This window comes from Aeromicrobium sp. Leaf245 (assembly GCF_942548115.1).
Classification (GTDB): Bacteria; Actinomycetota; Actinomycetes; order Propionibacteriales; family Nocardioidaceae; genus Aeromicrobium.
Window position 1 is genome coordinate 896,098 of the sequence record NZ_OW824151.1, and the last position, 20,231, is coordinate 916,328.

General features: G+C 72.4%; 21 protein-coding genes. 15 read left to right on the top strand and 6 right to left on the bottom strand.

Going from position 1 to position 20,231, the window contains the following annotated elements:
* The first annotated feature begins 41 nt into the window (after nt 1–41).
* The 5 genes from NBW76_RS04455 (at nt 42) to NBW76_RS04475 (ending at nt 4,090) form a co-directional block, all read left to right on the top strand.
* Entirely contained in the window at nt 42–416 is a 375-nt protein-coding gene (locus NBW76_RS04455) for an MmcQ/YjbR family DNA-binding protein (protein WP_055966173.1), read from the top strand.
* Nucleotides 417–443: 27 nt separating this feature from the next.
* Nucleotides 444–1,184, top strand: coding sequence for a hypothetical protein (locus tag NBW76_RS04460; protein WP_156364872.1), 741 nt, complete (start codon nt 444–446; stop codon nt 1,182–1,184).
* A 155-nt stretch (nt 1,185–1,339) separates the two neighbouring features.
* Nucleotides 1,340–2,281, top strand: coding sequence for a MetQ/NlpA family ABC transporter substrate-binding protein (locus tag NBW76_RS04465; RefSeq protein WP_056556215.1), 942 nt, complete (start codon nt 1,340–1,342; stop codon nt 2,279–2,281).
* A gap of 73 nt (nt 2,282–2,354) precedes the next feature.
* Complete coding sequence (locus tag NBW76_RS04470) at nt 2,355–3,431, top strand: methionine ABC transporter ATP-binding protein (protein WP_056556212.1); 1,077 nt, start codon at nt 2,355–2,357, stop codon at nt 3,429–3,431.
* Nucleotides 3,431–4,090: a methionine ABC transporter permease gene (locus NBW76_RS04475; protein WP_055963593.1), complete on the top strand. Its 660-nt coding sequence runs from the start codon at nt 3,431–3,433 to the stop codon at nt 4,088–4,090. Before NBW76_RS04470 ends, NBW76_RS04475 begins: the two co-directional genes overlap by 1 nt.
* 103 nt (nt 4,091–4,193) lie before the next feature.
* Here NBW76_RS04475 and NBW76_RS04480 read toward each other — a convergent pair whose 3' ends face one another.
* The 5 genes from NBW76_RS04480 to NBW76_RS04500 are packed head-to-tail and all read right to left on the bottom strand — an operon-like array spanning nt 4,194 to nt 8,446.
* Entirely contained in the window at nt 4,194–5,030 is an 837-nt protein-coding gene (locus NBW76_RS04480) for a tryptophan 2,3-dioxygenase (protein ID WP_055963597.1), read from the bottom strand.
* Nucleotides 5,031–5,072: 42 nt separating this feature from the next.
* Nucleotides 5,073–5,948: a biotin-dependent carboxyltransferase family protein gene (locus NBW76_RS04485; protein WP_056556208.1), complete on the bottom strand. Its 876-nt coding sequence runs from the start codon at nt 5,946–5,948 to the stop codon at nt 5,073–5,075.
* The gene (locus NBW76_RS04490; RefSeq protein WP_056556205.1) at nt 5,945–6,553 is read right to left on the bottom strand and encodes an allophanate hydrolase subunit 1; all 609 of its coding nucleotides are present in this window, start codon (nt 6,551–6,553) and stop codon (nt 5,945–5,947) included. Before NBW76_RS04490 ends, NBW76_RS04485 begins: the two co-directional genes overlap by 4 nt.
* Entirely contained in the window at nt 6,550–7,239 is a 690-nt protein-coding gene (locus NBW76_RS04495) for a LamB/YcsF family protein (protein WP_056556202.1), read from the bottom strand. Before NBW76_RS04495 ends, NBW76_RS04490 begins: the two co-directional genes overlap by 4 nt.
* A gap of 37 nt (nt 7,240–7,276) precedes the next feature.
* Complete coding sequence (locus tag NBW76_RS04500; protein WP_056556199.1) at nt 7,277–8,446, bottom strand: methyltransferase domain-containing protein; 1,170 nt, start codon at nt 8,444–8,446, stop codon at nt 7,277–7,279.
* A 228-nt stretch (nt 8,447–8,674) separates the two neighbouring features.
* Here NBW76_RS04500 and groES point away from each other — a divergent pair, with 228 nt between their 5' ends.
* From groES to NBW76_RS04525, 5 genes are all read left to right on the top strand, one after another.
* Nucleotides 8,675–8,968 carry a co-chaperone GroES gene (groES, locus tag NBW76_RS04505; protein WP_055963614.1) on the top strand — a complete coding sequence of 98 codons (294 nt, stop codon included), beginning with the start codon at nt 8,675–8,677 and terminating at the stop codon, nt 8,966–8,968.
* A gap of 207 nt (nt 8,969–9,175) precedes the next feature.
* On the top strand, nt 9,176–10,780 hold the full coding sequence (gene groL, locus NBW76_RS04510; RefSeq protein ID WP_055963617.1) for a chaperonin GroEL: 1,605 nt from the start codon (nt 9,176–9,178) through the stop codon (nt 10,778–10,780).
* A 109-nt stretch (nt 10,781–10,889) separates the two neighbouring features.
* Nucleotides 10,890–11,282 carry an MmcQ/YjbR family DNA-binding protein gene (locus tag NBW76_RS04515; RefSeq protein ID WP_055963620.1) on the top strand — a complete coding sequence of 131 codons (393 nt, stop codon included), beginning with the start codon at nt 10,890–10,892 and terminating at the stop codon, nt 11,280–11,282.
* Nucleotides 11,283–11,587: 305 nt separating this feature from the next.
* The gene (locus NBW76_RS04520) at nt 11,588–12,520 is read left to right on the top strand and encodes a diiron oxygenase (protein ID WP_055963621.1); all 933 of its coding nucleotides are present in this window, start codon (nt 11,588–11,590) and stop codon (nt 12,518–12,520) included.
* Nucleotides 12,521–12,527: 7 nt separating this feature from the next.
* Nucleotides 12,528–14,150 carry a 4Fe-4S binding protein gene (locus tag NBW76_RS04525; RefSeq protein ID WP_056556196.1) on the top strand — a complete coding sequence of 541 codons (1,623 nt, stop codon included), beginning with the start codon at nt 12,528–12,530 and terminating at the stop codon, nt 14,148–14,150.
* Between the two features lie 15 nt (nt 14,151–14,165).
* Here NBW76_RS04525 and NBW76_RS04530 read toward each other — a convergent pair whose 3' ends face one another.
* Complete coding sequence (locus tag NBW76_RS04530) at nt 14,166–14,618, bottom strand: SRPBCC family protein (protein ID WP_055963629.1); 453 nt, start codon at nt 14,616–14,618, stop codon at nt 14,166–14,168.
* 69 nt (nt 14,619–14,687) lie between these two features.
* On the opposite strand from NBW76_RS04530, the gene NBW76_RS04535 reads away from it, so the two are divergent.
* From NBW76_RS04535 to NBW76_RS04555, 5 genes are all read left to right on the top strand, one after another.
* Nucleotides 14,688–16,085 (top strand): RNB domain-containing ribonuclease, encoded by a 1,398-nt coding sequence (locus NBW76_RS04535; protein WP_156364871.1) that lies wholly within the window; start codon nt 14,688–14,690, stop codon nt 16,083–16,085.
* Nucleotides 16,086–16,132: 47 nt separating this feature from the next.
* Complete coding sequence (locus NBW76_RS04540; RefSeq protein WP_082482035.1) at nt 16,133–17,131, top strand: ABC transporter substrate-binding protein; 999 nt, start codon at nt 16,133–16,135, stop codon at nt 17,129–17,131.
* A gap of 74 nt (nt 17,132–17,205) precedes the next feature.
* Nucleotides 17,206–17,970, top strand: coding sequence for a siderophore-interacting protein (locus NBW76_RS04545; protein ID WP_056556188.1), 765 nt, complete (start codon nt 17,206–17,208; stop codon nt 17,968–17,970).
* Between the two features lie 59 nt (nt 17,971–18,029).
* Nucleotides 18,030–19,538 (top strand): IMP dehydrogenase, encoded by a 1,509-nt coding sequence (guaB, locus tag NBW76_RS04550; RefSeq protein ID WP_056556185.1) that lies wholly within the window; start codon nt 18,030–18,032, stop codon nt 19,536–19,538.
* A 10-nt stretch (nt 19,539–19,548) separates the two neighbouring features.
* Nucleotides 19,549–20,076: an SRPBCC family protein gene (locus NBW76_RS04555; RefSeq protein WP_200932688.1), complete on the top strand. Its 528-nt coding sequence runs from the start codon at nt 19,549–19,551 to the stop codon at nt 20,074–20,076.
* Nucleotides 20,077–20,231: the final 155 nt, after the last annotated feature.

Genomic DNA, 20,231 nt, shown 5'->3' on the forward strand with positions numbered 1-20,231 from the left:
TGCGGCGGGTCGTGTCGGCGGGGCGTGGCAGGCTGCTCCGCGTGGCACGTGCACCGGTACCCGAGGCGTTGCTGGCGCAGGTGGCCGCCGTCCTCGACGACCTGCCCGAGACGCGCCGCGAGCGAGCCTGGACGGGGACCCGATGGGTGGTGCGAGGACACAACGTCGCCCACGTGTTCGGGGGTGAGGACGGCCTCGTGCGGGTCACCTTCCGGGCGCCGATGGACGAGGTGGCCGCCTTCGAGCACCTCGGCCACCCCTACTTCCGCGTCGGGCGCAGCGGCGACGTGGTGGGGCTGGTGCTCGACGACGGTCCCGGCGTCGAGCCGGCGGAGCTGCGCGAGCTGCTCACGGAGTCGTACTGCGTGCAGGCCCCGCAGGAGCTCGTAGCGCAGGTCGAGCGTCCCGCGCACTGAGGTCGGCGCGGCTGGCAGGATGCACGGGTGACCACGACGCCGACGCAGGACGCGATGGGCCCGGGCATGGACCCCGGCCACCGAGAGCGTCTGCGCGCGGCCGGGGCCGAGGCCGGCGCGATCGACGCCCTCACCTGGCACCGTGCGACCGAGGGTGTCCCGCAGTGGTGGCACGACTGCGACAACGCCCTCTACCTCGCCGAGGGCGCCTGCCTGCCGGAGAAGGTCCTCGCCCAGCTGACGCTGTTCCCCGTCCGCGACGTCGTGATCGCCGTCGGGTCCGCCCTGCGCACCGTGTCGACCCTGCTCGTCGGCGGCGACGAGGCCACCGTGTTCGTCGACGCCGGCTGCGAGATCACCGCCGGCGAGCTGTTCTGCGGCGGCGGGTCCAACATCGTGCTGCACGGCCCGCTCATCGCCACGCGGTGCGCCGTGGTCGACGCCCGCAACGGGGGGAGCATCGTGGCCGGCCCCGAGCAGCTGTGGGCCTCCGACGTGTACGTCGCGACGGACGACATGCACCGGCTCGAGGACCGCGTCACGGGCGAGCGGATCAACCCGTTCGGCGCCGACATCCGCCTCGGCCGGCACGTGTGGCTGTGCAAGGACGCCGTGGTGACCGGTCACGCCGACGTCGGCGACGGCGCCGTCGTGGCGATGCGGTCGGTGGTGCGTGGTCAGAAGGTCCCGGCCCACAGCGTGGTCGCCGGGGTGCCGGCGAGGGTGGTCCGCGACGACGTGGTCTGGTCCTACGACGACCAGGCCTGAGTCGTACCACTACCGCGGCCCCTGCTCGGCCCGTTCTCGCATGCTGGGCGTGGTCACGGTGTCGTGACGGGAGTTCGTAGCGTGCAGGGGTCGTCCTCACCCGGACGACGTCGCCTGCCCCCGTGTCGGCCGATCGCCGAGAGAAGGACCCCGCCATGTCTGAGCAGCCCACCACCATCGAGGCCCCGAAGCGGCGAGGTCCGCTCGTCGCGGGCGCGGCCGTCGCGGCCGTCGTCGTGATCGCCCTCGTCGCGTTCTTCCTGACCCGCGGCGACGACGCGACGAGCGCCGCCGGCGAGGACGCCGAGACGGTCTCCATCGGCGTCGTCGGTGCCAGCGACCCGTACTGGGAGGTCTTCGTCGACGCCGCCGCCGCGGAGGGCATCGACGTGGAGCTGCGCGACTTCACCGACTACACGCAGCCGAACCCTGCGGTCAGTGCGGGCGAGCTGGACCTCAACCAGTTCCAGCACCTGGTCTACCTGGCCGACTACAACCTGGCCAACGACGCCGACCTGACCCCGGTCGGCTCCACCGCCGTGTACCCGCTGGGTCTGTACTCCTCGCAGCACGACGCCGTCGGCGACATCCCGGACGGCGGCACCGTGGCCGTCCCGGACGACGTGAGCAACCAGGCCCGCGCCCTCGGCATCCTCGCCAAGAACGGTCTGATCGAGCTCGACGGCGAGCCGTCGATCTTCACCGACCTCTCCGACGTCGACACCGGGGCCTCGCGGGTGAAGGTCGAGGCGCTCGCGGCCGACGTGACCGCGACCAGCCTGGAGGACCTCGACGCGGCGGTCATCAACAACGACTTCGTGGAGAAGGCCGGCCTGTCGTTCGACGACGCCCTGGCGACCGACGACGCCGCCGACCCGACGGCCGAGCCCTACGTCAACGTGTTCGTGGCCCGCGCCGAGGACGCCGACAATCCCACCTACCAGCGCCTCGTCGAGATCTTCCAGGACACCAAGGCCGTGACCGACGGCCTCCAGCAGGTCTCCGGCGGAACCGCCCAGCTGGTGAAGGCGCCGCGGTCCGAGCTCGTCGACGTGTACGAGCGGGCCGAGGCCGAGACGAAGGCCAACCAGTCCTGACGCCGCTCGTGCCCGACGACCACGACCTGGTCGTCGGGCACGGACCTGCGCGTCCGACGTCCAGGAGGAGACCATGGCCCTGATCGAGATCGAGGGTGTCAGCAAGACGTACCCGCCCACCCGTCGCGGTGGTGAGCCCGTGCACGCCGTCGACGACGTCACCCTCCACGTCGAGGCCGGGGAGATCGTCGGCGTGATGGGCTACTCCGGCGCCGGGAAGTCGACCCTGGTCCGGCTGGTCAATGCGCTCGAGCCGGCCACGAGCGGCACGATCCGCGTCGACGGCACCGACGTGACGACGCTGTCGGAGCGGCAGCTGCAGGGGGTTCGGCGCGGCATCGGCATGATCTTCCAGCAGTTCAACCTGTTCCACTCCCGCACGGTCTACGGCAACGTGGCCTACCCGCTCGCGGTCGCGGGCGTGCCGCAGGCGGAGCGCCACGCGCGGATCGAGCGGCTGCTCGACTTCGTGGGGCTGAGCGAGAAGGCGCACCAGCACCCCGAGCAGCTCTCCGGCGGGCAGAAGCAGCGCGTGGCGATCGCCCGCGCCCTCGCCACCGACCCCGCGATCCTGCTGGCCGACGAGGCCACGAGCGCACTCGACCCCGAGACCACGGCCGACGTCGTGGCGCTGCTGCGCCGGGTGAACGCCGAGCTGGGCGTCACCATCCTCGTGATCACCCACGAGATGGAGGTCGTGAAGAGCCTCGCCGACCGCGTGGTCGTCATGGAGCGCGGCCGCGTCGTCGAGGCCGGATCGACGTTCGACGTCTTCGCCCAGCCGTCGCACCCAGCGACGCAGCGCTTCGTGCGGACGCTCGTCGACGACGTCCCCGACGCGCGTGCCGTCGCGCACCTGCGGGAACGTCACGACGGGCGGCTCGTGACGGTCAGCTTCCGCGACGAGAGCGTCAGCCAGTCGCGGGTCTTCGCCGAGCTGGTGCGGCGTGACGTCGAGTTCGAGCTGGTCTTCGGTGGGATCGAGGACGTCCAGGGTCGCGCGTTCGGCCACCTCACGCTGGAGCTGCGCGGCGACGACGCCGCCGTCGAGGACGCCGTGCGACGCATCGGCGAGCTCGTGACCGTGACCGACGTGCCGGAGGCGGAGGCCCGCGTCGCGGACGTCGGCTCGACGGGGGAGGTGGCCTGATGGATCGCGTCCTGGAGCTGCGCGGGGAGTTCGTCTCCGAGTTCTTCGTGACCCTCTACCTCGCCGGGGCCGGTCTGCTGCTCGGTGGGCTGCTCGGGCTGGTGCTCGGGACGGCGCTCTACGTGACCCGGCGGGGCGGCATCTGGCCGAACGCGGTGGCCAACACGCTGCTCAACGTGGTGGTGAACTTCTTCCGCCCGATCCCGTTCATCCTGCTCGCGATCGCGCTGCAGCCGTTCGTGCGCGAGGTCGGCATCCGCGGCATCGGCAACGAGTTCGCGATCATCGCGATCGTCGTCGCGTCGATGTTCGGCATCGGGCGGATCGTCGAGCAGAACCTGGTGAGCGTCCAGCCGGGCGTCCTCGAGGCGGCCCGCGCGATGGGGGCCAGCCGGCTGCGGGTGGTGCTCACCGTCCTGCTGCCCGAGGCGTTCGGCCCGCTCATCCTCGGCTTCACGTTCGCCGTCGTGGCGATCGTCGACATGACGGCCGTGGTCGGCGTGATCGGCGCGGGCGGTCTGGGGAACCTGGCGCTCACCTTCGGGCTGCGCCAGTTCAACGGCTACGTCACGTGGACGGCGATCCTCCTGGTCATCGTCATCGTGCAGGTGCTGCAGTTCGCCGGCAACGCCTGGGCGCGGAAGGTGCTGCGGCGGTAGGGCCCGGCGTCCGCCGTTTCGGACAGTTCCGGGGCAGTTGCACCCCGGACAGTGCCCCGGACGTGTCCGAAACGGGAGCGCTGGCCCGGGAGCGCGGCCGCGGTCAGAGCGCGGTGCGGACGTCCTGCAGCTCGGGGAAGAACGTCAGCTCGAGCGCGCGCTGCAGGAAGGACGTGCCGCTCGAGCCTCCGGTGCCGCGCTTGTGGCCGATGATCCGCTGCACCGTCTTGAGGTGGCGGAACCGCCAGAGGTGGAACCCCTCCTCGACGTCGACGAGCTCCTCGCACGTCTCGTAGACCTCCCAGTGGCGCTCGGGGTCGGCGTAGACGCGGCGGAACACCTCCACGACGCCGGGGTGCGGCTCGTAGGGCTGCGTGAGGTCGCGCTCGAGGACCGCGGGCGGCACGTCGTGGCCCTGGCGGGCCAGGTGGCCCAGGAAGGCGTCGTAGAGGCTGGGCGCGGCGAGGTCGGCGGCCAGCTGCGCCTGGGTGTCGGGCTCGTGCTCGAACACCTTGACCATCGCCGGTGTCTTGTTGCCGAGCAGGAACTCCACCGTCCGGTACTGCGCCGACTGGAACCCCGACGCCTTGCCGAGCGCGTCGCGGAACTGCAGGTACTCCACGGGGGTCAGCGTCTCGAGCACGCCCCACTGCTCGAACATCTGTCGCTGGACGGCCTTGACGCGGGCCAGCCGCTTGAGCGCGTGGGCGAGCTCGTCGGCGTCGATCAGCGCGATGGCCGAGCGCAGCTCGTGCACCAGCTGCTTGAGCCACAGCTCGGTCACCTGGTGCTGGACGACGAAGAGCATCTCGTCGTGGTGGTCGGTGACCGGCTGCTGTGCGGCGAGCAGCAGGTCCAGGCGCAGGTAGGAGCCGTACGTCGACTCGCCCGCCAGGTCGGTGGCGACGCCGTCCTCGACGGGTCGGTGGGTGGGCCTCATGCCCTCGATGGTGCCCCAGGCGCGGGTCGGGCCGCGCCGCGGTCAGGGCAGGGTGTGCCGGCGGAAGCGCACGGTCTCGCCCGGGCGAGCCTGCGCGAGGCGGTCGAGGCCGCGGCCGGTGACCACCCCGATGACCGGGTAGCCGCCGGTGACGGGGTGGTCGGGCCCGAGCACGACCGGGAGCCCGGCCGACGTCACCTGCACGCTGCCGCGCACGCACGGCTCGCTGGGCAGCTCTCCGTCGACGGCCCGCTCGAGGCCGGTGCGACCGGGAGCGGGGTGGTCCAGCCAGACGCCGATGCGGTCCGACCGCTCGGACACGACCCAGCCGGTGCCGAGGAACGCGGCCAGGGCGTCGGGCGTGAACCAGTCGTCGCGCGGACCGAGCACCACCTCGACGGTCGTGGTGCCGGGGGTCAGCAGGCTCGGGACGGGGGCGACGTCGGGCGGATCCTGGAGCGTCTCCCCGACGGCGATGTCGTCGCCGGAGGTCAGTGCCGGTGGTCCGAGCCGGCTGAGGGTGTCGGCGCTGCGCGAACCCAGGGTCGAAGGCACGTCGATGCCGCCGGCGACCGCCACGTAGCCGCGCAGGCCGTGGCCGAACGCGGCGACCGCGAGGTGCCGCCCGGCGCCCAGGCGCACCGCCCGACCGTGCTCGACCGGAGCACCGTCGACCAGCACCGGCCCGACCGCCCCCGTCACGGCGACGACGTGCTCGGACGTGGCCCGCAGCTCGAGGCCGCCTCCGAGCACCTCCAGGACGGCGGTGCCGGACGCGTCGCCCACGAGGGTCCGGGCCTGGTGGAGGGCTCGCCGGTCGAAGGCCCCCGCGGCGCCGACCCCCTGCGCGGCCAGCCCCGGTCGCCCGTCGTCCTGGACGAGCGTCAGGGGCCCGGGGTGCACGACGACCAGGCTCACGGCGAGGCCCCGGGGCCGGCGGCGCGGAAGCGGACGGTGTCGCCCGGTGCGAGCAGTGCCGCAGGGGAGCGCTCGACGTCGAAGAGCACCACGTCGGTGCGTCCGACCAGCTGCCAGCCACCGGGCGACTCCCGCGGGTAGACGCCGCTGAACCCGCCGGCCAGGGCCACGGCGCCGGCGGGAACCCGTGGCCGGGGCGTGTCCTTGCGGGGGACCGTGAGCCGCGGGTCGCCGTCGACCAGGTAGGCGAAGCCGGGGGCGAACCCGCCGAAGGCGACGGTCCAGGGTGTTGCGGTGTGCGCGCCCACCACGGCCTCGACGCTCATCTGAGTCGCCTCGGCCACGGCGTCGAGGTCGGGCCCGTCGTAGACGACGTCGACCACGTGCTCACGCGCGCCGGACGTCGACGCCGTGGGCGCCGGAGGGACGCTGCGGGCCAGCGCTCGCATCGTCGACGGTCGACCGCGCAGGAGCACGGTGCGCGCCCCCAGCACGGCCTCCACGACGTCGGGGTGGTCGACCAGTGCCGCGTGGCGGCGGCGCGCCTCGTCGAGGTCGTCGCAGTCCAGGAGCACGGCGTCCTCCCCGCACGCGAGCACCCTCACACGAACGGTCCGACCTCGTGCCCGGCCTCCGCCAGGGCGGCGCGCACGGCCCGGACGAGGGCGAGCGCGTCGGGGGAGTCGCCGTGCACGCACAGCGAGTCGACCTGGCCGGCGAGGCGCAGCGCCTGGGACACGACCTCGTCGACGTCGCCCAGCACCGCGCCCGGCTGGTCACGCGGGACGAGGGTCCCGGCGGCGGTGTACGCGCGATCGGCGAAGCCCTCGGCGACGGTCGGGAGTCCCTCGGTGGCGGCGAGCCGCAGCGAGACGGCCCCGGGCAGCCCGAGGAGCGGAAGCCCGTACGGTCCCACGGCCTCGACCACGGCCGTCGCCTGCCGCTCGTCGTGCGCGACGGTGTTGTACAGCGCGCCGTGCGGCTTGACGTAGGCCACGCGGCCACCCACGGCGTCGGCCACCTCGGCGAGCAGGTCGATCTGGGCACGCAGCTCGTCGACCAGCTCGTCCGTGGCCGGCTCCTGGGGGCGTCGGCCGAAGCCCTCGCGGTCGGGGTAGCCCACCTGCGCACCGATCGCGACGCCACGCTCGACCGCGCGCTCGCACGCGTCGAGCATGAGCTCCTCGCCGCCGGCGTAGGCGCCGCAGCACACGTTCGCGCTCGTGACGACGTCGAGCAGGGCCAGGTCGTCGGCCGACTCCGCGACGTCGGCGTTCAGGTCGATCCGCACGCCTCCACCCTAGGACCCGCGCGGGGTGCCGGACGGCTCAGCGGGGGAGCGGGTCCACGAGCAGGGCGACGGCCTTGTCGTCCACCCTGGTCAGCACCACGGTGGCGCGCACGGACCCCTTGAGCCGCAGGCGGCGGACCAGCTGCTCGGGCACGACGTCGACGCCGCGCTTCTTGATCGTCAGGGTGCCGACGTCGAGCGCCACGAGCGCCGCCTTGAGCTGCTTCTCGCGGTAGGGCAGCTCCTGCACCACGCGGAAGGAGCGGGCGAGCGGGTGGCGCACGTCGACGTCCGTGGTCACCCATGCGATGCGCGGGTCCACCAGCTGGCCGTCGATCCGCTCCGCCAGGCCTCCGACGAGACCGGCACGGATCACCGCGTCGTCCGGCTCGTGCAGCCAGCCTCCCAGCTCGCCGACGTCGCCGGGTGCGCCGTCGCCGGCCAGGTCGTCACCGCCGGGCAGGGCCGTGGCGCGACGCGGCGCGCGGTCGGTCAGGTCGAGGCCGGCGCCCCACAGGCACGCCTCCACCAGGTCGCCGCCGTCGCTGACCCACTGCGCCTCCACGCCGGTGGGGACCAGCGCGTGCGGGATGCCCGGGAGGGTCTTCACGACCGCGCGACCGGCCAGGTGTGTCGCCACGACCGACCACGGCGGGCTCATCGCCTCGGGGTCGAACACCCGGCCACGGTCGTCGCGGCGGGCCGGGTCGAGGAACACCACCTCGTCGTCCGTCGGGTCAACGTCGGCGGCGTCGGCGCAGAGCACCTCGCCGTCGAGGTCGAGGGCGGCCAGGTTGGCGCGGGCGATGGCGGCACGCACCGGGTCGCGCTCCACGCCCCGGACCCGCAGGCCGGCGCGGGCGAGCGCGAGCAGGTCCGAGCCGATGCCGCAGCCCAGGTCGAGTGCCGCCGTGGCACCCGTGCCGGCGAGGCGTTCGGCACGCAGCCGGGCCACCGAGCCACGGGTGGCCTGCTGCAGCGCCTCGTGGGTGAAGAACATCCGCGCCGCGTCGTCGCCCAGCTTGGTGCGCGCGAGCCCGCGCAGGTGGTTCTGCGTGACGGCCGCCGCCACCAGCTCGACGTCGTGGGCGCGGCGCAGCCGCGTGCCCAGGGCGAGGTCGGACTCGACCCCGGCCCGCTGGTGCACCTCGGCCACCAGCGCCCGTCCCTCGTCGGTCTGCAGCCGCTCGAACGTCGCCAGGTCCACGCGCCCATCCAACCAGCCGCCACGAACGGCGCTCCCTCCTCGCAGGTCGGCGGACGATCGTGCGTCCGCCGACGGCGAACACCCTTTAGCACTCAGTAGGGGTGAGTGCTAGATTCGGAACTGGCACTCGGGTACCGAGACTGCCAACCGTGCACGACCCCCGCGACGGCGTGCACACCCATCACGTTCCATCCGTCATTCCACCAACGTTGAAGGGGAGGTCGACCAGTGTCGGTCACCATCAAGCCGCTCGAGGATCGTCTCGTCATCAAGGCCGTCGAGGCCGAGCAGACCACCGCATCCGGACTCGTCATCCCGGACACCGCCCAGGAGAAGCCGCAGGAGGGTGAGGTCGTGGCCGTGGGCCCCGGTCGCATCGACGACTCCGGCAACCGCGTCCCGCTCGACGTCAACGTCGGCGACAAGGTCATCTTCAGCAAGTACGGCGGAACCGAGGTCAAGTACTCGGGCGAGGAGTTCCTCATCCTCTCCGCCCGCGATGTCCTCGCCGTCGTCTCCTGACGCGTTCTGACGCACGTGGCATCCCGGCTGGCGGCGTTGCTCGTCGCTCGGCGACCGCTCCGCTCCAAGGTCGCCGTCGCGACGGCGCCTTGCCAGTCGGGCGCCACGCACGTCAGAACCGCCTGACGTCACCCGCCGGGTCTCCCGGCGCACTCTGTCCGGCACTCGCCGGGCACCCCATCTGATCCATGCGTAGGAAGGCATCACATGCCCAAGATCCTCGAGTTCGACGAGGACGCACGCCGCGCCCTCGAGCGGGGCGTCGACGCCCTCGCGAACACTGTCAAGGTCACCCTCGGCCCCAAGGGCCGCTACGTCGTGCTCGACAAGAAGTGGGGCGCCCCCACGATCACGAACGACGGTGTCACCGTCGCCCGTGAGGTCGAGCTCGACGACCCGTTCGAGAACCTCGGAGCCCAGCTGGCCAAGGAGGTCGCCACCAAGACGAACGACGTCGCCGGTGACGGCACCACCACGGCCACCGTGCTCGCCCAGGCGATGGTCCACGAGGGCCTGCGCGCCGTGGCCGCCGGCGCCAACCCGGTCGGCCTGAAGAAGGGCATCGAGGCCGCGGTCAAGGCCGTCAGCGAGAAGCTGCACGAGATCGCCCGCGACGTCGACGACATCAAGGACATGACCGACGTCGCCACCGTCTCCTCGCGCGACGCGCACATCGGCGAGCTCATTGCCGAGGCGTTCGACAAGGTCGGCAAGGACGGCGTCATCACCGTCGAGGAGTCCAACACGCTCGGCACGCAGCTCGACTTCACCGAGGGCATGCAGTTCGACAAGGGCTACCTCTCGCCGTACATGGTCACCGACACCGAGCGCATGGAGTCCGTCCTCGACGACCCCTACGTGCTCGTCAACCAGGGCAAGATCAGCTCGGTCGCCGAGCTGCTCCCGCTCCTGGAGAAGGTCATCGGCGCGGGCAAGAGCCTGTTCATCATCGCCGAGGACGTCGAGGGCGAGGCGCTCAGCACGCTGGTCGTCAACAAGATCCGCGGCACGTTCACCTCGGTCGCCGTCAAGGCGCCCGCCTTCGGTGACCGCCGCAAGGCCATGCTGCAGGACATCGCGACGCTCACCGGCGCCACGGTCGTCACGCCCGACGTCGGCCTCAAGCTCGACCAGGTCGGCCTCGAGGTGCTCGGCACCGCCCGTCGCGTCGTCGTCACCAAGGACGACACGACGATCATCGACGGTGGCGGCGAGACCGCCGAGGTCGAGGGCCGGGTCAACCAGATCAAGGCCGAGATCGAGCTCACCGACTCCGACTGGGACCGCGAGAAGCTCCAGGAGCGTCTCGCGAAGCTGGCCGGCGGCGTGTGCGTGATCCAGGTCGGCGCGGCCACCGAGGTCGAGCTCAAGGAGAAGAAGCACCGCATCGAGGACGCCGTCTCGGCGACCCGCGCGGCCATCGAGGAGGGCATCGTCGCCGGTGGCGGCTCCGCCCTCGTCCACGCCGTCTCGGTGCTCGAGGGCGACCTCGGGCTCAGCGGCGACGAGGCCGTCGGCGTGCGCATCGTGCGCAAGGGTGCCGACGCCCCGCTGGAGTGGATCGCCCGCAACGGCGGCGTCTCCGGCGAGGTCGTCGTGTCGAAGGTCCGCGAGTCCGGTGAGGGCTACAACGCCGCCACCGACACCTACGGGGACCTCCTCGCGCAGGGCATCCTCGACCCGGTCAAGGTCACGCGCTCCGCGCTGGCCAACGCCGCGTCCATCACCGCCATGCTGCTCACCACCGAGACCCTGGTGGCCGAGAAGCCGGCCGACGACGAGGGTGACGCCCACGCCGGGCACAACCACTGAGTCGTCGCACCGACGCGCTGTCGACGGCGCCCGCCCCTTCGGGGGGTGGGCGCCGTCGTCGTTCCCGCCCGTGCTTGACGCGCCGCCGGCCAACCCGCACCGTGATCCCATGGCCACCGTCGAGGACGTCGAGCGTCTGTGCCTGGCGCTGCCGGAGGTCGCCGAGCGCACCAGCTGGGGGAACCGCGCCTGGTTCGTCGAGAAGGCGATGTTCTGCTGGGTGCGACCGTTCAGCAAGGCCGACCTGAGGCGGTTCGGCGACGACCCGGTGCCGCAGGGCGAGATCGTCGGTCTGCGCACCGAGGACCTCGCCGACCGCGACGCGATCCTCGGCGAGGGGGTGCCGGGCTTCTTCACCATCGAGCACCTGGCGAACCACCCCGGCTTCCTGGTCGAGCTCGACATGGTTGACCCCGCCCGGCTGGAGACCGCGGTCGAGGACGCCTGGCTCGCGCGCGCACCCGCCCGCCTGGCCGAGTCCTGGCTCGCCGACCGCCCCTGACCCGTGCCGCAGATTCCCAGGTCGACCTGGGAATCTTCCGGACTGCACGGCTTTCCCTACGACTGCACGGGTAGCAACCTGTGCTTCTGCAGGTTTCCCAGGTCGACCTGGGAATCTCCCACCCTGCCCCGCGGGGTTCGGGACGTCCGCGTCCCGACCGCACGGGTGCATCCGCGCTCCGACGTCCCGTCGAGGGGCCGCGTGACGGTCGTCTCTTGCGCTCGCGACCAACTCGCCATACCGTGGGTATGGATGCGACATTCCCGATGTCACATCACCGTTGTCGAGTAGCCGAGGAGACTGCCATGACGATCACCGAGACCCGCCCCACCACCCCCGACGCCGCCGCGTTCCGTGCGGAGGTCGAGCGTGACGGCGTGCTCGAGCGGCTCCTGTCGTCGTCGGCCCAGCTGTCCTACGACCCCGAGAAGGAGGTCGACTGGGACGCGCCGCTCGACCCGCTGCACGACGGCGTGAACCCCGAGTGGTGCACGCTCTTCGGCACCGACCTGTGGGAGCGCATGACGCCGGAGCAGCGCGCCACGCTCACGCGCCACGAGGCGGCCAGCGTCGCGAGCATCGGCATCTGGTTCGAGATGCTCCTGCAGCAGATGCTGCTCGTCGACATCTACGACAAGGACTACGCGAGCAGCGAGTTCCAGTTCGCGCTCACCGAGATCGCCGACGAGTGCCGCCACTCGATCATGTTCGCCAAGGGCGCCCAGCACATCGCCGGTCGTTCCTACCTGCCCCACCCGCTGCTGCACAAGGCCGCCAAGCTGCTCAAGCTGACGGCGCGCGGCGAGGTCGCCTACACGTCGATCCTGGTGGCCGAGGAGGTCCTCGACGTCATGCAGCGTGACTGGATGCGCGGCGCCTCCGTCTCGCCCCAGGTCAAGACGATCTGCAAGATCCACGTGGTCGAGGAGTCGCGGCACATGAAGTTCGCGCGCCACGAGACCCTCGAGGCCATGAAGGGCATCTCCGAGGCCCGCCGCCGCGCCAGCGCCCTGCAGATCGCGAGCGTCGGCTACTTCATCGTCAAGAGCCTCGTCCGCCCCGAGGTGTACGCCGAGGCCGGGCTCGACGTGAAGGAGGCCGTCGAGGCGGCCAAGAACAACGAGCACCACCACGCGCTCATGCGTCTGTCGTGCGTGCACCTGATGGACTTCCTGGCCGAGGCCGGGCTGCTGACGCCGACGGCCAAGCGGCTGTACCGCCGCGTGCACATGCTCTGAGGCCGCCATGCCCTTCGCCATCACCCAGAGCTGCTGCTCCGACGCCTCCTGCGTGGAGGTGTGCCCGGTCGACTGCATCCACCCGACGCCGGGAGAGCCCGACTTCGGCACGACCGACATCCTCTACGTCGACCCGCGCTCGTGCATCGACTGCGGCGCCTGCGCCGACGCCTGCCCCGCGTCGGCGATCAAGCCGATCGAGATCCTGCGCGGCGGCGAGGCCGTGTTCGCCGAGCTGAACGCCGCCTACTACGAGCAGCGGCCCGAGCGCGAGGTCGCCAAGCAGCAGACCCACGCCCGCGTGCGGCCGGGCGGGCCCACGGGCCTGCGGGTCGCCGTGGTCGGGACCGGCCCGGCCGCGACCTACACCGCACGTGAGCTGCTCGCGGCGTCCGACGCGCACGTGTCGTTCTTCGACCGGCTCCCGGTGCCGGGCGGTCTGCTGCGCGGCGGGGTGGCGCCGGACCACCCGGAGACCAAGCGGGTGCAGGACACCTTCGGCTGGACCTACGACCACCCCCGCGCGCGCCTGTTCATGAACGTGGAGGTCGGTCGGCACCTCTCGCACGAGGAGCTGCTCGAGCACCACGACGCGGTGGTCTACGGCATCGGCGCCCCCGAGGACCGACGGCTCGGCATCGTGGGGGAGGACCTCGAGGGCGTGCACGGATCCACCGAGGTCGTCTCCTGGTACAACGGCGACCCCGACGTCCCGGGCGACGCCGTCGGCGTGCAGGGGGCGAGGGTGTTCGTCGTGGGCAACGGCAACGTCGCGCTCGACGTCGCGCGCCTGCTGCTCAGCGATCCCGGTCGACTGGCCGGCACGGAGATCGCCGACCACGCCCTGGAGGCGCTGCGTCGGGCCGACGTGCGCGAGGTCGTGCTGCTGGGGCGTCGCGGTCCCGAGCACGCCGCCTTCACCCGGCCCGAGCTGCTGACGCTGCCCGACGGCATCGAGCTCTGCGTCGAGGACGACGAGGCGGTCGCGACGGCCCTGGCCGCCCCGGAGCCGGGGACCAACGCCGCGCTGCTGGCTGGGTTCCCGCGCGTGCGGAGCGACTGGACGTCCGAGCCCGGTGGGGGTGCCGGCGCGGGCAAGCGGCTCGTGCTGGCCTTCGGCCGCCGGGTCACGGCCGCGCACGGGGACGGGGTGTTGGCGTCGGTGATCGTGGCGGGCCCCGACGGCGAGGCCGAGGCGCCCACGCAGCTGCTGGTCAGCTCGATCGGCCGGCGCGGTCGCATGGTCCCCGGGCTGCCGTTCGACGAGGAGCGAGGCCTGATCCCGAACCACGACGGCCGGGTCGTCGACCCGGCGACCGGCGAGCCCGTTCCCGGCGCCTACGTCGTCGGCTGGGCCAAGCGCGGGTCGACCGGTGGCATCGGCGCCAACCGGGTGTGCGCGGGCGAGACCGTCACGACGCTGCTGGGCGATGCGGCCGACGGCCGACTTCGCTCCCCGTCGCGGTCGGAGCGGGCACTGTCCCGGCTGGTGCAGCGGCGTCAGCCGCAGCTCGTCCGCGGTGCGGGGGTGCGGGCCATCGAGCGCCGCGAGATCGACGCGGGCCTCGCGAGCGGACGGCCGCGGGTCAAGCTGACCACCGTCGAGGACCTGCTCGCCGCCGGACGGTGAGTGCGGCGAGCCGACTCAGGCGACCGCGGCTGCCAGGTTGGCCAGGGTCGACTCGAGTGCCTCGTGCGGCACGACGGGGAAGTGCAGCCGCTTCAGGACGGCCGGGTCGGTGACCTTCGACCAGTCGTAGGTGACGCTGACCTCGGTCGAGTCGCGCCCGAGAGGGGTCAGCCGCCACACCCACTCCCAGCCGGCCGGGTCGGAGTCGACCGCTCCGGTCTGCCACACCAGCAGGGAGCCCTGCTCGAAGCCGGTCACGTGGTTGTCGGTCTGGTAGTCCCCGGCCCTCGGGTGGTGCATGTTCATCCGGAACGACTGCCCCGCCGCGGTGATGCGGTCCGAGCGGTCGTCGCTGCGCACCATGTCGGAGCCGTCGATCTCGTGGTGCCGTTGGGGGTCGGACAGGATCGCGAAGACCTCGCCGGCCGGTGCATCGATGGTGCGGGTGGCGGTGATGTGCGTGTCCATGTCTCCACCTTGCCTCCCACCGAGGTCGGCGCAACCGGGTCGGTGCGGTGCGCTGGTAGCGTCGCGCACGTGTTCGAGACGCTGCGCCGAGAGCTCGACCTGCCAGCCGCCGAGCGTTCCGACGACTTCCCCGACGACGTGCTCGCCGAGGCCGAGGAGGTCGCGGCCCGCGGCCCGCTCGCGACGACCGATCGCACCGGCCTGCCCTTCGTCACCATCGACCCGCCGGGGGCCATGGACCTCGACCAGGCGGTCCACCTCGAGCGTCGCGACGGCGGGTTCCGGGTGCACTACGCCATCGCCGACCTCGGCGTGGTCCCGCTGGGCGGCGCGATCGACACGGAGGCCCGCGGACGCGGGCAGACCATCTACCTGCCCGACGGTCGCGTGCCGCTGCATCCGCCGGTGCTCTCGGAAGGCGCGCTGAGCCTGCTGCCCGACCAGGTGCGGGGCGCCGTGCTGTGGACGATCGACCTCGACGTCGACGGTGCCGTCGTCGCCCACCGCGTCGAGCGCGCCCTGGTGCGGTCGGTCGCCCGCCTCGACTACGCGACCGTCCAGGCCGACGCCGACGCCGGACGTCTGCATCCGAGCATCGAGGCGCTGCGCGACGTCGGCCGGCTGCGGCGCGCGGTCCGCGTGGCCGCGGGTGCGCTCGAGCTGGGCCTGCCCGACCAGGAGGTCGTGCCCGACGAGGCGACCTCGGGCGGGTGGCGCGCGGTGTGGCGTGTCCGACGCGAGGCCGACGACTGGAACGCGGAGATCTCGCTGCTCACCGGCACCGTGGCGGCGTCGATCATGCTCGAGGCGCGGGTGGGGCTGCTGCGCACCCTGCCCGACCCCGACCCGCGCGACGTGCAGCGGTTCCTCGCCCGCGCCCGCGCCCTCGGCGTGGACGCGGGTGATGACCCGGCAGCGCTGCTCGACGGCCTCGACGCCGACGACGTCACCCACCTGGCGGTCATGACCGACGCCACTCGTCTGCTGCGCGGAGCCTCGTTCGCCGCCTTCGACGGAGAGCCGCCCGCGACCCCGGGGCACGCGGGCGTCGGGGCGCCGTACGCCCAGGTCACCGCACCGCTGAGGCGGCTCGCCGACCGGTTCGCGAGCGAGGTCTGCCTGGCGGTGTCGAGCGGGGGCGAGGTCCCGACGGCGCTGCGCGAGGCGCTGCCGTCGGTCCCCGATGCGATGCGGGCCTCCGACGCCCTCGCGTCCCGTGCCACCCGCGGCGTTCTGGACCGGGTGGAGGCGTCGATGCTCGCCCCGTTCGTCGGTCAGGAGCTCGAGGCGCTGGTGGTCGACGTGGACGGGCAGGACGCGGACGTCATGCTGCTCGAGCCCGCCGTGCTGGTCGCGACCGACGCCGGCGCGGGGTCGGCCCGGCTGCGCGAGGGCGAGCGGCGCCAGGTCCGGGTGGTCGCCGCCGACCCTGCGGCGGGCGTGGTGCACCTCACGCCGACCGGGTGATCTGACCTCTTGCTCAGGTAAGGCAACCTTAAGTTAGGCTGCCCTGCATGACACGACGTTCCCCCCTGCTCCGCCGCACGGTGGCTGCCGCCGCCCTGGCCCTCGCGCTCCCGCTCGCCGCCTGCGGCTCGTCCGACGACGACTCCGGCTCCGACCAGGCCTGGACCTACACCGACGACCTCGGCACGAAGCTCGAGCTCGACGCCGCGCCCGAGCGCCTCGTCGTGCAGTCGTCGGTCGCAGCCGCGCTCACCGACCTCGGCCTCGGCGACAAGATCGTCGGCGTCTTCGGACCGGTGAAGAACGCCGACGGCGAGCTCGACTCCCAGGCCGCCGGACTCGACGCCGACGCCGTCGAGGACGTCACCGGTGGCGGCGAGTACGGCGACATCGACCTCGAGAAGCTGGCCGGTCTCGAGCCGGACCTGGTCGTCACCAGCAGCTACCTCGAGCCCGACCTCTGGTACGTCAACGCCGACGTCAAGAAGAAGCTCGACGCGCAGTTCCAGACGCTCGTCATCAGCTTCGATGGCAAGACGCTCCCGCAGATCATCGACTCCACCGAGAAGGCCGCCACGGCGCTCGGTGCCGACGAGGCCGACTTCGCCGAGGACCGTGAGGCCTTCGAGACCGCGCAGGCGCGGCTCGAGAAGGTCGCGCAGGGCGCGAAGCCGTCGATCCTCGCGGTCTCGTACTCGCCCGACCTGTTCTACGTCTCCAACCCCGAGGTCAGCCCCGACCTCAAGTACTACCGCGACGAGATCGGCCTCGACATCGTGACGCCGAAGAACCCCGACGAGGGTGGCTACTTCGAGTCGCTCAGCTGGGAGAAGGCCGACACCTACGACGCCGACGTCGCCTACTGGGACGACCGCATCGGCAGCGCCGGCCTGGCCGCGCTGAAGAAGGAGCCGGTCTGGGGCAAGACCACGGCCGCCGAGGACGACGCCTACATCCCGTGGACGTCCGTGGCGCCGCCGTCGGCGCAGGCCTACGCCGACGTCTTCGACCGCTTCGCCGACGGTCTCGAGACGTTCACGTCCTGACACCTCGGGCAGCGACGGCCCCGACCCAGGGGTCGGGGCCGTCGTCGCCCGATCCGGCCGACCTGGAGCACACCGTGTCGAAGACGCCCACCCTGCTCGCGAACTACGTCGAGGCCCAGGCCCACGAGGCCACCGTCGGCTCGAACGAGGTGATCTCGCCGGGCCTGCGCCGTCTCGTCCTGCGCTGTCCCGACTTCGCGTCCGCCACGATCGAGCCGTGCGACGTGACTGCGTTCCGCGTGTCCCGCAACGAGTTCAGGCACTACACGCCGGCACTGATCGAGGGCGACGCCCTGACGATCATCGTGCAGCGCCACGACCATCCCGGGCCGACGCCCGGCCACGACCTGGTCGAGGGGTGGGCCGAGGGTGACGCGGTGAAGGTCTGCCGGTGGTCGTCCGCGCGGGCCTTCACCTGGGACCCGGCGGGGGTGCCGGGCCGTGGGCGGCAGACGGCGCCCGGTGACGGACGACCCGTCGTGCTGCTCGGCGACGCGACCGTGATCAGTCTCGCGCTGTGCATGGCCGAGCGTGCGGGCCGCGACGGACGCGACCTGGTCACCGTGCTCGAGGTGCCCGAGCCCGACGTGGACGCGACCCGGGCGCTCGTGCCTGAGGCCACGGTGCTCCCGGCGGTGGAGACGCCGGGTGCGGTCCTGGACGCCTGGATCCGCGCGAACGTCGAGGCGCTGCGCGTGCTGCCCGACCCGGTGGCCTACCTCGCCGGCAACGGTCCGGCCATCCAGCGTCAGCGCACCCTCCTGCGCGACGTCGTGGGTCTGGACCGCAAGGCCGTGAAGACGCAGCCCTACTGGGCCGAGGGGAGGCCGGGGCTGTAGCGGGGCACGTCACGTCCGGGCCCCTGGGGTCCCGGGGTCGGCGGCCGTACCATGGCTGCATGGAGCAGGGCATCCCCGACAAGTTCGCCAGCCTCGGCCTCACGTACGACGACGTCCTGCTGCTTCCCGGCGAGACCGACGTCGTCCCGAGTGACGTCGACACCACCGCACGGCTCACGCGCGACCTGACGCTGCGGATCCCGCTGCTGTCGAGCGCGATGGACACCGTCACCGAGTCGCGCATGGCCATCGCCATGGCGCGCGAGGGCGGCATCGGCATCCTGCACCGCAACCTCTCCATCGAGGACCAGAGCTACCAGGTCGACCTGGTCAAGCGCACCCAGACGGGCATGATCCCGAACCCCGTCACGATCGGCCCGAAGGCCACGCTCGAAGAGCTCGACGAGATCTGCGGCGAGTACCGCGTCTCGGGCCTGCCCGTCGTCGACCCCGACAACCGGCTCCTCGGCATCATCACCAACCGCGACCTGCGCTTTACGCCCGTCGCGGAGTGGTCCACCACGATCGTCGGCGACGTCATGACGCCCATGCCGCTCGTCACCGGGCCGGTCGGCATCAGTCGTGAGGACGCCTCGTCGCTGCTGCGCCAGCACAAGCGCGAGCGGCTCCCGATCATCGACGCCGACGACCGGCTCGCCGGTCTGATCACCGTCAAGGACTTCGTGAAGTCCGAGCAGTACCCGCTCGCCAGCAAGGACGACGAGGGCCGTCTGCTCGTCGGTGCCGCGGTCGGCTTCTTCGGCGACTCCTGGGACCGCGCCAACGCCCTGCGCGAGGCCGGGGTCGACGTGCTCGTGGTCGACACCGCCCACGGCCACGCCCGCCTGCTGCTCGACATGGTGCGCCGCATCAAGGCCGACCGCGCCTTCGACGGCATCCAGGTCATCGGCGGCAACATCGCCACCCGCGCCGGCAGCCAGGCTCTCGTCGACGCCGGCGTCGACGCCGTGAAGGTCGGCGTCGGGCCCGGCTCCATCTGCACCACCCGCGTGGTCGCCGGTGTGGGCGTCCCACAGATCTCGGCCGTCTACGAGGCTTCGCTCGCCGCCAGGCCGGCGGGCGTGCCGGTCATCGCCGACGGCGGGCTGCAGTACTCCGGCGACATCGCCAAGGCGCTCGTCGCGGGTGCCGACTCGGTCATGGTCGGCTCGCTGCTCGCCGGCTGCGAGGAGAGCCCCGGGGACCTGATCTTCATGAACGGCAAGCAGTACAAGACGTACCGCGGCATGGGCTCCATCGGCGCCATGGCCTCGCGCGGCAAGAAGTCCTACTCCAAGGACCGCTACTTCCAGGCCGACGTGGTCAGCGACGACAAGATCGTCCCCGAGGGCATCGAGGGCCAGGTGGCCTACCGCGGTCCGCTCGGTGCCGTCGCCCACCAGCTCGTCGGTGGTCTGCACCAGTCGATGTTCTACGTCGGCTCGCGCACCATCCCCGAGCTGCAGGAGCGCGGTCGCTTCGTGCGCATCACGTCGGCGGGGCTCAAGGAGAGCCACCCGCACGACATCCAGATGACCGTCGAGGCCCCCAACTACGCCGGACGCTGACGGCCCCGCCGTGGTGCGCCCTCGAGTCCTGGGCGACCGCTGGGGCGTCACCGACGCCGAGGTCGCGCTGGAGTACGGCTGCGACGACGTGCTGCCCGACGCGCCGATGCAGGCGTGGCGGGGCGTCACCGTCGACGCGCCGGCCGACGTGGTGTGGGCGTGGGTGCGCCAGCTGAGGCTGGCCCCGTACTCCTACGACTGGGTCGACAACCTCGGCCGACGCTCGCCGCGGGTGCGCGCCGACCTGCCCGACCCCGTCGTCGGCGAGGTGTTCATGACGGCGATGGGACGCCAGGTCGGGCGTGTGCTCGCGGTGGAGCCGGGCCGTGAGCTCACGGCCCGGATCGGCCCCGCCGTCATGAGCTACCGCGTCGAGCCCGTGGAGCGGGGGCGCACCCGGCTGCTGCTCAAGCTCGTCTCCCGGGGCCGTCGGCCTTTCGTCGACCTGCTGTCGCTCGGCGACCTCCCGATGGCGCGCCGCCAGCTGCTCAACCTCAAGGCGCTCGCCGAGCGCGAGGCGCGCGGCCGTCAGAGGTAGGTAGCCCGCGGAATCGCCGTCAGAGGTAGGTGACCCGCGGATTTCGCGCGTCGCAGGTAGGTGGCACGTGGATACGAGGCCCGTTTCCGCGCGCTACCTACCTCCGCCCCGCCGATTCCGCGCGCTACCTACCTCTGAGGACGAGGACCCTGGGT